At 70.9% G+C, this 11,565-nt stretch carries 12 protein-coding genes and 2 pseudogenes; 8 read left to right on the top strand and 6 right to left on the bottom strand.

The features are described 5' to 3' along the window. Positions 1–40 precede the first annotated feature (40 nt). The gene (locus ON29_RS18410) at positions 41–1,351 is read left to right on the top strand and encodes an MFS transporter (protein WP_051175346.1); all 1,311 of its coding nucleotides are present in this window, start codon (positions 41–43) and stop codon (positions 1,349–1,351) included. An 18-nt stretch (positions 1,352–1,369) separates the two neighbouring features. On the opposite strand, the gene ON29_RS18405 is transcribed toward ON29_RS18410, so the two are convergent. Next, entirely contained in the window at positions 1,370–1,723 is a 354-nt protein-coding gene (locus ON29_RS18405) for a DUF3099 domain-containing protein (protein ID WP_040867981.1), read from the bottom strand. A gap of 230 nt (positions 1,724–1,953) precedes the next feature. On the opposite strand from ON29_RS18405, the gene ON29_RS18400 reads away from it, so the two are divergent. Further along, positions 1,954–2,199, top strand: coding sequence for a DUF3039 domain-containing protein (locus tag ON29_RS18400; protein ID WP_085994906.1), 246 nt, complete (start codon positions 1,954–1,956; stop codon positions 2,197–2,199). A 2-nt stretch (positions 2,200–2,201) separates the two neighbouring features. Here ON29_RS18400 and ON29_RS18395 read toward each other — a convergent pair whose 3' ends face one another. Next, positions 2,202–3,209 (bottom strand): YihY/virulence factor BrkB family protein, encoded by a 1,008-nt coding sequence (locus tag ON29_RS18395; protein ID WP_245549017.1) that lies wholly within the window; start codon positions 3,207–3,209, stop codon positions 2,202–2,204. Positions 3,210–3,542: 333 nt separating this feature from the next. On the opposite strand from ON29_RS18395, the gene ON29_RS18390 reads away from it, so the two are divergent. After that, the gene (locus ON29_RS18390) at positions 3,543–5,294 is read left to right on the top strand and encodes a DEAD/DEAH box helicase (RefSeq protein WP_040867837.1); all 1,752 of its coding nucleotides are present in this window, start codon (positions 3,543–3,545) and stop codon (positions 5,292–5,294) included. A 6-nt stretch (positions 5,295–5,300) separates the two neighbouring features. On the opposite strand, the gene ON29_RS18385 is transcribed toward ON29_RS18390, so the two are convergent. Continuing rightward, positions 5,301–5,897, bottom strand: a complete 597-nt coding sequence (locus ON29_RS18385) for a TetR/AcrR family transcriptional regulator (RefSeq protein WP_040867835.1) — start codon at positions 5,895–5,897, stop codon at positions 5,301–5,303. 54 nt (positions 5,898–5,951) lie between these two features. On the opposite strand from ON29_RS18385, the pseudogene ON29_RS37655 reads away from it, so the two are divergent. From ON29_RS37655 to ON29_RS37645, 3 genes and pseudogenes are all read left to right on the top strand, one after another. Beyond that, positions 5,952–6,167, top strand: a pseudogene (locus tag ON29_RS37655) (SDR family NAD(P)-dependent oxidoreductase); the annotation flags it as partial. Positions 6,168–6,196: 29 nt separating this feature from the next. Continuing rightward, positions 6,197–6,313, top strand: a pseudogene (locus tag ON29_RS37650) (SDR family NAD(P)-dependent oxidoreductase); the annotation flags it as partial. Position 6,314: 1 nt separating this feature from the next. Continuing rightward, positions 6,315–6,728: an SDR family oxidoreductase gene (locus ON29_RS37645; RefSeq protein WP_306307220.1), complete on the top strand. Its 414-nt coding sequence runs from the start codon at positions 6,315–6,317 to the stop codon at positions 6,726–6,728. On the opposite strand, the gene ON29_RS18375 is transcribed toward ON29_RS37645, so the two are convergent. Continuing rightward, the gene (locus ON29_RS18375; protein WP_245549007.1) at positions 6,729–7,496 is read right to left on the bottom strand and encodes an AraC family transcriptional regulator; all 768 of its coding nucleotides are present in this window, start codon (positions 7,494–7,496) and stop codon (positions 6,729–6,731) included. It abuts the gene before it with no gap. Positions 7,497–7,551: 55 nt separating this feature from the next. On the opposite strand from ON29_RS18375, the gene ON29_RS18370 reads away from it, so the two are divergent. Next, complete coding sequence (locus ON29_RS18370; protein WP_040867833.1) at positions 7,552–8,121, top strand: class I SAM-dependent methyltransferase; 570 nt, start codon at positions 7,552–7,554, stop codon at positions 8,119–8,121. A 247-nt stretch (positions 8,122–8,368) separates the two neighbouring features. On the opposite strand, the gene ON29_RS18365 is transcribed toward ON29_RS18370, so the two are convergent. Together ON29_RS18365 and ON29_RS18360 are read right to left on the bottom strand one after the other, a co-directional pair. Next, entirely contained in the window at positions 8,369–8,923 is a 555-nt protein-coding gene (locus ON29_RS18365) for an SWIM zinc finger family protein (protein ID WP_040867831.1), read from the bottom strand. Next, a complete protein-coding gene (locus ON29_RS18360; protein ID WP_040867828.1) occupies positions 8,923–10,680 on the bottom strand; it encodes a DEAD/DEAH box helicase in 1,758 nt (585 codons plus the stop codon). The genes ON29_RS18365 and ON29_RS18360 overlap by 1 nt, the downstream gene beginning before the upstream one ends. Before the next feature lie 157 nt (positions 10,681–10,837). Between ON29_RS18360 and ON29_RS18355 the strand changes: the two genes are divergently transcribed. Beyond that, positions 10,838–11,554: a TetR/AcrR family transcriptional regulator C-terminal domain-containing protein gene (locus ON29_RS18355; RefSeq protein WP_051175360.1), complete on the top strand. Its 717-nt coding sequence runs from the start codon at positions 10,838–10,840 to the stop codon at positions 11,552–11,554. Positions 11,555–11,565: the final 11 nt, after the last annotated feature.

Here is an 11,565-nt window from a genome sequence, read left to right as displayed (position 1 = left end):
GCCACTCGATGCGTGAACATGATTCCGGCAAGCTCATCGGGTGACCGAACTGCGGACGCCGCCCCTGGTTTCTCTCGACACCGCGCCGCGCCGGCGCTTGCATCCGGCATGGCTTGTCGCGGGCGTCGGTTTCATCGCGCTGCTGGGCGCGGCCGGATTCCGGTCGGTGCCCGGCGTGCTGATGGACCCGCTGCACGAGGAGTTCGGCTGGTCACACGCGACCATCGGGACCGCCGTTTCGCTGAATCTGCTGCTCTACGGTCTGATCTCACCGTTCGCCGCCGCGCTGATGGACCGTTTCGGCATCCGCAGGGTGGTGGCCTGCGCGCTGCTGCTGGTCGCGGCGGGCAGCGGGCTGACGGTGTTCATGTCCCGGCCGTGGCACCTGGTGCTGACCTGGGGACTGCTGGTCGGGGTGGGCGTGGGGTCGATGTCGATGCCGTTCGTCGCGACGATCACCGGCCGGTGGTTCGTGCGTCAGCGCGGTCTGGTCACCGGGGTGCTCACCGCCGCGGGCGCGACCGGACAGCTGGTCTTCCTTCCGCTGGTTTCGGCGCTGGCACACGCGCACGGCTGGCGGGTGCCGTCGCTGATCGTCGCGGCCGCGGCACTGGCCGTGGCGCCGCTGGTGCTGCTGTTCATCCGGGACTATCCGAGTGACCTGGGCGTGCGAGCCTACGGCGCCGAGCCGGACAGCGCGGTGGGCCTTCGGGTACCCGCCGCCGGTGGCGCGTCCCGGGCGCTCACGGTGCTCGCCACCATCGCCCGCCGTCCCGGCTTCTGGTTGCTCGCGGGCGGGTTCGCGGTCTGTGGCGCGTCGACCAACGGGTTGGTCGGTACCCATTTCGTCACCGCCGCGCACGACCACGGCATGCCACCGACCACCGCCGCGAGTCTGCTGGCCGTGGTCGGCATCTTCGACGTGGCAGGCACCATCGCCTCGGGCTGGCTGACCGACCGGATGGACCCGCGTTACCTGTTGATCGGCTACTACACGCTGCGCGGTCTGTCGCTGCTTATCCTGCCCGCGCTGCTCGGTCCGGACACCCAGCCGAGCCTGTGGGTGTTCATCATCTTCTACGGCCTGGACTGGGTGGCCACGGTGCCGCCGACGGTCGTGCTGTGCCGCGAGCTGTTCGGCGCCGATGGTCCGGTCGCGTTCGGCTGGGTGTTCGCCGCCCACCAGATCGGCTCTGCGGTGGCGGCCACTGGTGCCGGTGTCATCCGCGACCTCCAGGGCAGCTACGACCTCGCCTGGTATCTGGCGGGCGGTCTGTGCGGGGCCGCCGCGGTGATGTCGGCGGTCATCCGCCGGGCTCCGGCCCCCGGCGCGGCGTTCGGCTCGCGATGAGGGGTTGCCGCGGAGAACTCAGCCGTCGATGGCGTTGTGCGGACGCGACTCGATGGCGGTGCGGGGACGGTCCCAGCGACTGGGCTCGTCCTTGCGGCGGGGTGGGCGATCGTTGGCGATCAGCACCGCGATCCAGGGCAGCGGGATCGACGCGACGATGATCAGGATGGACAGCAGCGGATTGCCGAACGTGCTGTAGGCGATCGCGGCGAGAACCAGGCACGGTATGCGGAACGCCATGATGATCGTGTACCGGCGCACTCTGGCCCGGTGCTGGTCTTCGAGAGAGGGCGCCGCCTCGGTGATCAGTACCGGGTGTTTGTCGTCATTACCTGGAAAATATCCGGGGGAACGGCGGGGCTGCGTCGGCATCGTCACGTCGGGGTGCTCTTCGCGGTCGCGGCCGTCGGCGGATGAGGAATCGCCGTTCTGCTGCATACCCCGAGTCTTCCACTCGCGCTCGATCCGCGCACATACGGTCGTCTTCTGCTCCGAGATCGTGGGGCACAACCGATGCGATCCCGTGATCGGCCTCCGCTCCGAGAACAAGGTCACCGCTGATGCGGCACCGTGTTCGGCCAGGTACCGCGCGATGCGGCATCATGGAATGCGTGAGCACCGACACCATGGTTCGCCCGGATACGACGACCGACGAGACGACGGGCGACGACACCCCGAAGTTCTTCCACTATGTGAAGAAGGACAGGATCGCCGAGAGCGCCGTCATGGGCACCCACGTGGTCGCGCTGTGCGGAGAGGTCTTCCCGGTGACCCGCTCGCCCAAGCCCGGCTCTCCGGTGTGCCCGGAGTGCAAGAAGGTCTACGACGGCCTACGCAAGGGCGAGTGAGACTACAACTCGCCGGACGAGGACCCCGCTCCGCGTAGACCGAACATGACGTGCGAGCCGTCGGGCCCGGCCTCGTCCGGGCTCGCGGCGGCCTCGTTCCGGTCTGCCGTGTCCTCGTCGGCTCCGCCCTCTCCCTCTCCGCGCACCTGGCTGGCGATCCACTCCTTCACCTGCTCCATACGCGTCGCCCGGGCGGGCCAGAACTCCTGTACCGCCGCGTTGAACTCCGCGCCCAGGATCACCGCGAAGCCCAGGAAGAACGTGAACAGCAGGAACGCGATCGGCGTCGCCAGCGCACCGTAGGTGACGCCGGTGCGGGTGACCCAGGACAGGTAGCGGCGCAGCACGTCGCTGGCCGCCATGAAGAAGACCCCGGCCACCAGGGCCCCGCCGAAGAGCCGGTGCCAGGGCAGCGAAGTGTGCAGCGCCAGCTTGTACAGCGTGGTCAGTCCGACGATCAGCAGCAGGCCGACGCCCGGGTAGTAGAAGAAATCCAGCAGTCCGAGTCCGGTCGCCCGCCACGCGGTGGGCAGCACCCGTCCGATCAGCGTCGGCCCCAGCGCTACCAGCGGCAGGATGAACACCGACGCCACCAGGAACAGCACATACAGCAACAGGGCGAAGATGCGCTGCCACACCGGGTGCCGCGCGTCCTGCTGGTCGTGCGCCTCCACGATCGAGTCGACGAAGGTCGCCATCGCCGACGACCCGGCCCACAGCGACAGCACGAAGCCGACCGACACCACCGCGCCGCGCCCGCGCCCGAGGACGTCCTGCACCGTTGGCTCGATGAGGTCGGAGACCACGTTCGCGCTGAACAGGTCCTGGCTGAACGCGATGATCTTGGTCTCGACGATCTGCACCGTGTCCGGGCCGAACCAGCCGCCCACGTAACCGAGGCTGCCGAGTACCCCGAGCAACAGCGGCGCCAGGGACAGCGTCTGCCAGAACGCCGCCGCGGCCGACTTGGCGAAAATGGAATCCGCCCAGGCCTTCCGCGCCACCCGCATGATCAGCGCGGCGGCGCGCCTGCTCACCACCGCCGCCCGCGCGCCGGCGCGGTCGGTCCAGGTGCGCGCGCGCACGGCGGCGGCGCGGGGCGACGGTGCGTCGGTCCGCGGCGGATCGCCCGGGAGGGCGCGGTGCTCGGTCATCGTGCTTACAGCATCGCGCACTTCGGCGATCGGCATCGGACTGTGCGCGGGACGTGTCGATGCGCATCGGGTGAACTGCCGGCGTCCTGGCTGGTGGCCGTGTGACGCCCGTCGCGCCCGCCGCGTCGGTTTGGCGACACACCGTGGCGGGCCGCTAGGGTCGTCTGCGTGACTGGGTCGGGTGCCGCTGTGGCGGGAGAAGCGGAGACGCCGGGCGAGTCGACAGCGGCGAGTACCGTCGTCGGTGGCTCGCTCCGCGCCTGGCAGCGACGGGCGCTGACGAAGTACCTGGCCACCGGGCCGCGGGACTTCCTCGCCGTGGCCACCCCGGGCGCGGGTAAGACCACCTTCGCGCTGCGGGTGGCCGCCGAGTTGCTGGCCGACCGCACCGTGGACCAGATCACCGTGGTGGCGCCGACCGAGCACCTCAAGCATCAGTGGGCGCAGTCCGCCGCGCGCGCCGGGATCGCGCTGGACTCGCGGTTCTCCAACTCCACCGGCGGCACCTCGGGTGACTATCACGGCGTCGTGGTCACCTACGCGCAGGTCGCCGCGCATCCCTTCCGCCACCGCGTGCGCACCGAAAACCGCAGGACGCTCGTCGTTCTCGACGAGATCCACCATGCCGGAGACGCCAAGAGCTGGGGCGACGCGACCGCCGAGGCGTTCGGCGACGCCACCCGCCGCCTCGCGCTGACCGGTACACCGTTCCGCAGCGACGACAGCCAGATCCCGTTCGTCGTCTACGAACCCGACGAGTCCGGGTTCCCGAAGTCCCGTGCCGACCACACCTACGGCTATGCCGAGGCCCTCGCCGACGGCGTGGTGCGGCCGGTGGTCTTCCTGGCCTATTCCGGCGAGGCGCACTGGCGCGACAGCGCGGGAGAGGAGTATTCCGCGCGTCTCGGCGAGCCGCTGAACGCCGAACAGACCGCCCGCGCCTGGCGGACCGCGCTGGACCCGGCGGGCGACTGGATCTCCGCCGTGCTGCGCGCCGCCGACATCCGGCTGCGCCAGAAGCGCGCCTCCGGTATGCCGGACGCGGGCGGTCTGGTGATCGCCACCGACCAGGACCGTGCCCGCGACTACGCGGAACTGCTCGAGCACATCTCGGGTGAGAAGCCCGCGCTGGTGCTCTCCGACGACCCGGCCTCCTCCAACCGCATCGCCGAATTCGGCAAGAGCACCCAGCCCTGGATGGTCGCGGTCCGTATGGTGTCCGAGGGCGTCGACGTCCCGCGCCTGGCCGTCGGGGTGTACGCGACCAGCGCCTCCACCCCGTTGTACTTCGCGCAAGCGATCGGGCGGTTCGTGCGTGCCCGCAAGCCCGGTGAGACCGCGACCGTGTTCCTGCCGTCGGTGCCGGTGTTGCTGGATCTGGCCGCACAGCTGGAGTTGCAGCGCGACCACGTCATCGGCAAGCCGCACCGGGAGAAGAACGCTCTCGACGACGACCTGCTGATCGAAGCGAACAAGCAGCAGGACGAGCCGGGCGAGCAGGAGAAGTCCTTCGTCGCGCTGGCCGCCGACGCCGAACTCGACCAGGTGATCTACGACGGATCCTCCTTCGGTACCGCGACTTTCGCAGGCAGCGACGAGGAGGCCGATTACCTGGGGATTCCGGGCCTGCTGGACGCCGAGCAGATGCGCGCGCTGCTGCGCGAGCGGCAGGCCAAACAGGTTTCCGAGCGCAGTGCGCCCGCACCTGTCGCCGATCCCGGCGCGCAGGTGGCCGGAGCCGCGGAGCGGGTCGCCACCGCCGATCGGCTGGGCGAGCTGCGACGTGAACTCAACAGCCTGGTGGCGATGCACCACCATCGCACCGGGAAACCGCACGGGGTGATCCACGGCGAGTTGCGCCGCGAGTGCGGTGGGCCGCCGACCGCGCTGGCCTCCGCCGAGCAACTCGGTGAGCGCATCGCCGCGCTGCGCCGGAAATAGCCCGCATCAGCCGGCGGGCCAGGCGGTCATGGCGCAGTCGATGGAGGCGGTGAGCTCCGCCGCCGACGCTCCGTCGCGTGCCTGGATGGACAGGCCGTAGAGGACCGTGGTGTAGAAACCGGCCAGTGCCGCGGTATCGGTGCCTTCCGGTAGGTCGCCCTCGGCGAGGCCGCGATCGAGCCGCCCCCGGAGGTCTTCGATGGTCTCGCGGCGCTTGTCGACGAGGAAGTCGCGGATGCCGGTGTCGCGGGTGGTGTAGGTGGATCCCGCCAGCACGACCATGCACCCGTGCGGCTTGTTCTCCTCGGTGTAAGCCCTCGCGTTGTCCCGCAGCATCGCCTCGACAGCCGCCCGCGCGGTCGGCTCCTCCCGCAACGCGCGGGCGGTGTAGCCGCCGTCGGTGTGCCCGTAGAGCTCCACGGCCGCGCGGAACAGCGCCTCCTTGCTTCCGAACGCGGCGTACAGGCTGGGGGAGTTGATCCCCATCGCGGTGGTGAGGTCGCTCATCGAGGCGCCCTCGTAGCCGTGCTCCCAGAACACTTCCATGGCACAGCGCAGCGCCTCGGCGCGATCGAAGGCGCGCGGTCGTCCCCGTTCAGCCATGCCGGACCTTTCTGTGTCGATCGTTAAATATACCCCTTGACACCCGCCTGGACGATGCGCTTGGCTATTTATGTATTGATCGACACAAAAATTGGAGGAGTACCTATGCCGGACCTCACGGGCAAGGTCGCGCTGGTCACCGGGGGCAGTCGCGGGATAGGGGCGGCGATCGCGCGCCGCCTCGCCGCGGCGGGCGCGGACGTCGCGCTGACCTACCAGCACGCCGAAGGCCAGGCGAAGACGGTAGTCGGCGATCTGCGGGCGCTCGGCCGCCGAGCCGTCGCGCCGATGCCACGGCCGTGCGCGCGGCGGTGGATCGCGCCGCGGCCGAACTCGGCGGGCTGGACATCCTGGTCAACAACGCGGGGATCTTCCCGGCGAAGCCGTTCGAGGAGTTCACCCTCGCGGAGATCGACAATGCGCTCGGCGTGCACGCCCGTGCCGCGTTCGTCGGTGCGCAGGCCGCGGGTCGCGCACATGACCGACGGCGGCCGGATCATCAGCATCGGCACCAACCTCACCGATCACGCGCCGTTCGACGGTTTGACGCTCTACAACCTCAGCAAGTCGGCGCTCAGCGGCTTCACCAAGGCGCTGGCGCGCGAACTGGGCCCGCGCGCAATCACGGTGAACCTCGTCCAGCCGGGCTCCACCGACACCGACATGAACCCCGGCGACGGCGCGCACGCGCAGCGGCAGCGTGACCTCACCGCGCTGGGCCGCTTCGGCGCCGCCGACGATGTCGCGGACGCGGTGGCCTACCTGGCCGGGCCGTCCGGCCGCAGCGTGACCGGCGCGTTCCTCACCGTGGACAGCGGCACCAACGCCTGATCAGCCGGAGAAATACCGTCCCGGCGGGATTCCGACTGCCCGCCGGAACGCCGCGACGTAAGCGCTCGGCGTCCCGTAGCCGACCCGGCCCGCGATCCGGGCGACCGGCAGGCCCGCGGCGAGCAGCGGCAGCGAAGCGGCCAGCCTTGCCTGCGTGCGCCACTGGCCGAAGCCGAGACCGGTCTGCGACACGAACAACCGGGCCAGCGTGCGCGGGCTGGTGGCGACGTGGACGGCGAACTCGGCGAGCGTGCGCGGGTCGGCCGGATCGGCCGTGAGCGCGTCGGCCACCTGCCGTGCCCGGGGATCGGTGGGCCAGCGCGCACCGATCGGAATCACCGGGACGGGTTCGAGCAAATCGAACACGACCGCTTCGGCGCGCGCTCGCTGCTCCCGGCCGGTGTCTGTCGTGGTGAGCAGGTCGAACAGCTCGTGCAGGAGCCGGGTCACGCGCAACATGGTCGGCGCGGCGAACTCGACCGGACAGCGGCCGGGGTCGAGGAAGATGCCGCGCATCGCGGCGCCGTCGGAGGTGCCGGTTCGGTGCGCGACGCCCGCGGGGATCCACAGCGCCCTGGTCGGCGGTAGCACCCAGCGGTTGTCGTCCACCTCGACCGCGAGGACGCCGCGCGAGGCCCAGGCGATCTGGTGTTGCGGATGCTCGTGCCACTCGAACCAGTGCCTGGCGGGCAGCACTCCGACCCCGAACACCATGGCGGTCGCGCCCGCCGGAGCGGGATGGACTACGGCATGGCCGTTCTGCGACACAACTTGTCACCGTAGCCTGTCGTGCCCGGCGCGATCCGTTCCTAGCGTCACAGGCATGGCGATGAACATATTTCACCGATTGCTGTGCCGCTCGTCGGTGTGGGAGAAGACCAGCGCGACGCGCATCGTGCCGTGGGCGCTGTCCGGCCTCGACCTGGGCGCCGACACCGTGGAGATCGGTCCCGGCTACGGCGCCAACGTCTCCGCGTTACTGGCCCGGACGTCGGCGCTCACCGGTGTCGAAATCGATCCGGCGCTGGCGACCCGGCTACGCGAGCGGCACGGCGAGGCGATGACGGTGATCGACGGCGACGGCGCCGACATGCCCCTGCCGCCGGGGCGATTCGACTCCGTGGTCTGCTTCACCATGCTGCACCACGTGCCGACACCCGGCAGGCAGGACGCGCTGTTCGCCGAAGCCCTGCGGGTCCTGCGCCCCGGCGGGGTGTTCGCGGGCAGCGACGGGCTCGACGGCCGCCTGTTCCGGCTCATGCACCTCGGCGACACCTGCGTGCCCGTGCCGCCGGAAACCGCGGCCGACCGGCTGAGCCGGATCGGCTTCACCGATGTGCGGATCGACACCGGCGCTTCGAGTTTCCGCTTCCGGGCCAGACGGCCCGAGTGAGGTCCGCGCCCGGGAGCGGCCGGTACGAGCGGGCCGCGGGCACCTCCCCCTCGGTGCCCTGCGGGGAAGGTCGGGGTGCGGAACCAACGGGACGGTGGCTCCGGTCCGGGATCGCAGGAAAGCCGAAATCGAGGCGCGCCGGTTGGCTGGTCTGCGCTGCGCCGACCACGCCGGCTCACGGCTATGTTCGCTCTTGCCGGTGGCCCGCACCCTGGCGGCAGGGACGCGCCAGCTGTCGCCCGCCCGTTCAGCCGGTCGTCGTTGTGAAGAATCGCCGGGGGTCCAGCGCACTGATCGGCGTCCACCGCGCCTCCGGTGCGGGCTCGTCCGAATCCGTCGGCGCGGCAGCGAAATAGTCCTGGATCGCCAAGGCGAGGCGCGGATCCTCGTCCACTCGACGCGCCATCTCGTAGTAGACGGCCAAGACGTGGACGCACCGGGCCTTGCGCGCCGTGCACGAGCAGTCGGTGCCCGCGAGCTGTGGTCCGAGTGCGATTCCGGCCGCGCTGATCGCGCGGTGGGTGTCGTCGGTCAGCAGGGTCGGGTCCGGCGCGATCGCGGCTATCGCGGTGATTGTCTGCCGGGACAGCGGCGCCACCTCCACGTGGGTCAGCGACGCCTCGCCGCCGCGGTGGATCGTGGCCCGCACCACCCGGCCCTCGATGGTGGCTCGCACGCCGTTGTTGCGGGCGATACTGCGCGCGCGGGGCAGCAGCGGATCTGGCCGGGTCTGGCGCAGCGGCTCGGCCAGCCGCACCCAGTCCATGCCCCACGCCGTGTAGCCGAACTCGTTGTCCGCCATCAACTCTCCCTCTTGCGCCGCAGCATCTCGATCAGCCGGTCGTCGTCCAGGGCGGCCAGGGCCGCGATGCCCGCCGCGTCGCCCAGGTCGCGCAGCGCGGCCTTGCGGTCGTGCATGCCCGCTATGTGCTCCTCCACGGTCGTGGCCGAGGTGAGCGTGGTGACGGTGACCGTGCGGGTCTGGCCGATCCGGTGGACCCGGTCGGAGGCCTGGGCCTCCACGGCGGGGTTCCACCAGCGATCGAAGTGGACGACGTCGGCGGCGCGGGTCAGCGTGAGCCCGGTGCCCGCCGCCCGCAGGCTGAGCACCAGCACCGGCGGTCCGTCCGCGGCTTGGAACCGCGTGACGATCTCGGCGCGCTCGGCCTGGGAGAGCCCGCCGTGGAAGAACGGCGCCCGCACTCCGAACTGTTCGGCGAGGTGCCGCACCAGCAGCTCACCGGCCTGGCGGTACTGGGTGAAGACAAGTGTCGGACTGCCGGTTTCGAGATTGGCGGCGACGATGTCGGTGCACAGGTCGAGTTTTCCGGAGCGGCCGGCGAGTTCGTGGAGTTCGCCGGTGATCAGCCCGGGATGATTGCACACCTGCTTGAGCGCGGTCAGCGCAGCGAGCACGCGACCGTGACGCTCGATGCCCGCGCCGAATCCGTCCTCGACGGCTTTGTCGAGCAGCTGGTCGTAGAGCCGCTCCTGTTCGTCGGTGAGGTCGCAGAGCAGGTCGCTGTGGATCTTCGCGGGCAGTGCGGCGGCGACCTGGCTCTTCGTGCGGGCCAGCACCACGGGTTCGATGGCGTCGCGCAGACGCGCCGCGGCGGCCGCTGAACCCTCGTGGATCGGCCGCACGAAACGACGACGGAACTGCGTCCGGTGCCCGAACAGCCGGGGCGCCACCAGGTGCAGCAGGGCCCACAGCTCCTCGAGGTGGTTCTCGACCGGTGTGCCGGTCAGCGCGACGGTCGCGGCCGCGTCGATCGCGCGCGCGGCCTTCGCGACCTGGGTGCGAGGATTCTTCAGCGCCTGCGCCTCGTCGAAGACGGCCGTCGCCCAGGCGCGCTGCGTCAGCAGCCGTCCGTGCAGCCGCAAGGTCGGATAGCCCGTGACGACGACGGTGGCGGGGTCGGCGTCGAGGGCGCCGCCGCGCCAGACGGCCACCCGCAGCCCCGGCGCGAACCGGCCGATCTCGTGTGCCCAGTTGCCGACCAGTGAGGTCGGGCACACCACCAGCTGGGGACCGCTCCCGGCCCGATCGAGCAGGAAGCCGATGGCCTGCACGGTCTTGCCGAGTCCCATCTCGTCGGCGAGCACCGCGCCGCCGTGCGCGGCCACGGTCTCGCGTAGCCAGCCGATTCCGCGTGCCTGGTAGGGGCGCAGGCGCGCTTTCAGCGTCGCCCGCAGGTCCGCGGCGACGGCCTCGGTGTCGAGCAGTACGCGCTGCGCGCGGTGCGCGGAAACGATCGCCGTGCCGGACGCGTCGGGGACGGCGTACGCCGCGATGGGCAGCGCAGCGGTATCCGTGCCGGGCGGCTCTCCGGCCAGTGCTGCGCGCACGATGCGCTGCCAGGCCGAGACGGACTCTCCGGAGTGCTCGAGCGTCGAGTCGGCGAAGGTCACGGGGTCCACCAAGACGGCGTCGACGTCGGTGACTTCCAAGGTTTCGTCCGCGGCGGCCGGGACGGCCAGCGCGAGGGTCTCGCGGTCACCCGGACCCGCCGGGGCCGGACCCGGGGCGTGTCCCGCCCAGGTCCAGAGGGCGAACATGTGCCGATCCGGCAGGTAAGTGGCATGTGTGCTGGGCAGGACGCACCCCTTGAATCAACGTATGGCGTACGGAGTAATGTGACAACGTACACCGTACCGAGTTTGTTCCGAGGAGCCGGTGAACGACGACATCACACCCGACCAGGCGAGGCAGCTGATGGGCTTGCTCTGGCGGCACGAACTTCCCCCGCGTCCGGTGGGGCGTGGTCCGAAGCAGACGGTCACCGTCGACGCGGTGGTCGCGGCGGCGGTCGCGCTCGCCGACCGGGAGGGCTACGAGAAGGTATCCATTCGCACGGTCGCCGCCGAGCTGGGGCTGCGGCCGATGAGTTTGTACACGTACGTGCCGAGCAAGGACGCCCTGGCGGTCCTCATGGCCGACGCGGTGGCCGACGAGGACCCGCCGATACCGGCGGATCTACCGCCGCGTGAGCGCTTGGCCGCGGTGGCCCGTCGGGTCCGTGCGGAGTTCGTGGCGCACCCCTGGCTGCTCGAAGTGCCGCCCTGGCGGCTCGTGCTCGGGCCGGGACGGATGCGCCGCTATGAGCGGCAGCTCGCCGCGATCGAGGGGCTCGGCATGCCGGACGTGGTGATGGACCGGGTGATCGCCGTGCTGTCGGAGTTCGCCGCCGGGAACGCGCGCATGGCGGTGGCCGCTGCCCGCGAGACCGGGCGGATGAGCGACGCGGAGTGGTGGGAGGTGCACGGGCCGCTGCTGGCCGAGGTCATGCCGCCGAGCCGGTTCCCGCTCTCGTCGCGCGTCGGAGCGACGGTCGGCGAGCTGTACCAGGCGCCCGCCGACCCGGACGGCGCGTTCGAATACGGCCTGGCCAGGCTGTTGGACGGCATCCTCGCCGGAGTGTCCGGCGACTGATCGCCGCCCGG

It is taken from the genome of Nocardia exalbida NBRC 100660 (genome assembly GCF_000308575.1).
In the GTDB taxonomy this organism is placed as follows: Bacteria; Actinomycetota; Actinomycetes; order Mycobacteriales; family Mycobacteriaceae; genus Nocardia; species Nocardia exalbida.
This window is presented reverse-complemented; position numbering and strand designations above follow the sequence as displayed.

What these genes read in the sequence shown, in the direction of transcription:
- ON29_RS18405 (WP_040867981.1), bottom strand. Translation starts at nt 1,723, where the DNA reads ATGCCGACGCAGCCCCGCCGTTCCCCCGGATATTTTCCAGGTAATGAC.
- ON29_RS18400 (WP_085994906.1), top strand. Translation starts at nt 1,954, where the DNA reads ATGGAATGCGTGAGCACCGACACCATGGTTCGCCCGGATACGACGACC.
- ON29_RS18395 (WP_245549017.1), bottom strand. Translation starts at nt 3,209, where the DNA reads ATGCGGGTGGCGCGGAAGGCCTGGGCGGATTCCATTTTCGCCAAGTCG.
- ON29_RS18385 (WP_040867835.1), bottom strand. Translation starts at nt 5,897, where the DNA reads ATGGCTGAACGGGGACGACCGCGCGCCTTCGATCGCGCCGAGGCGCTG.
- ON29_RS37645 (WP_306307220.1), top strand. Translation starts at nt 6,315, where the DNA reads ATGCGCTCGGCGTGCACGCCCGTGCCGCGTTCGTCGGTGCGCAGGCCG.
- ON29_RS18370 (WP_040867833.1), top strand. Translation starts at nt 7,552, where the DNA reads ATGGCGATGAACATATTTCACCGATTGCTGTGCCGCTCGTCGGTGTGG.
- ON29_RS18365 (WP_040867831.1), bottom strand. Translation starts at nt 8,923, where the DNA reads ATGGCGGACAACGAGTTCGGCTACACGGCGTGGGGCATGGACTGGGTG.
- ON29_RS18360 (WP_040867828.1), bottom strand. Translation starts at nt 10,680, where the DNA reads ATGTTCGCCCTCTGGACCTGGGCGGGACACGCCCCGGGTCCGGCCCCG.
- ON29_RS18355 (WP_051175360.1), top strand. Translation starts at nt 10,838, where the DNA reads ATGGGCTTGCTCTGGCGGCACGAACTTCCCCCGCGTCCGGTGGGGCGT.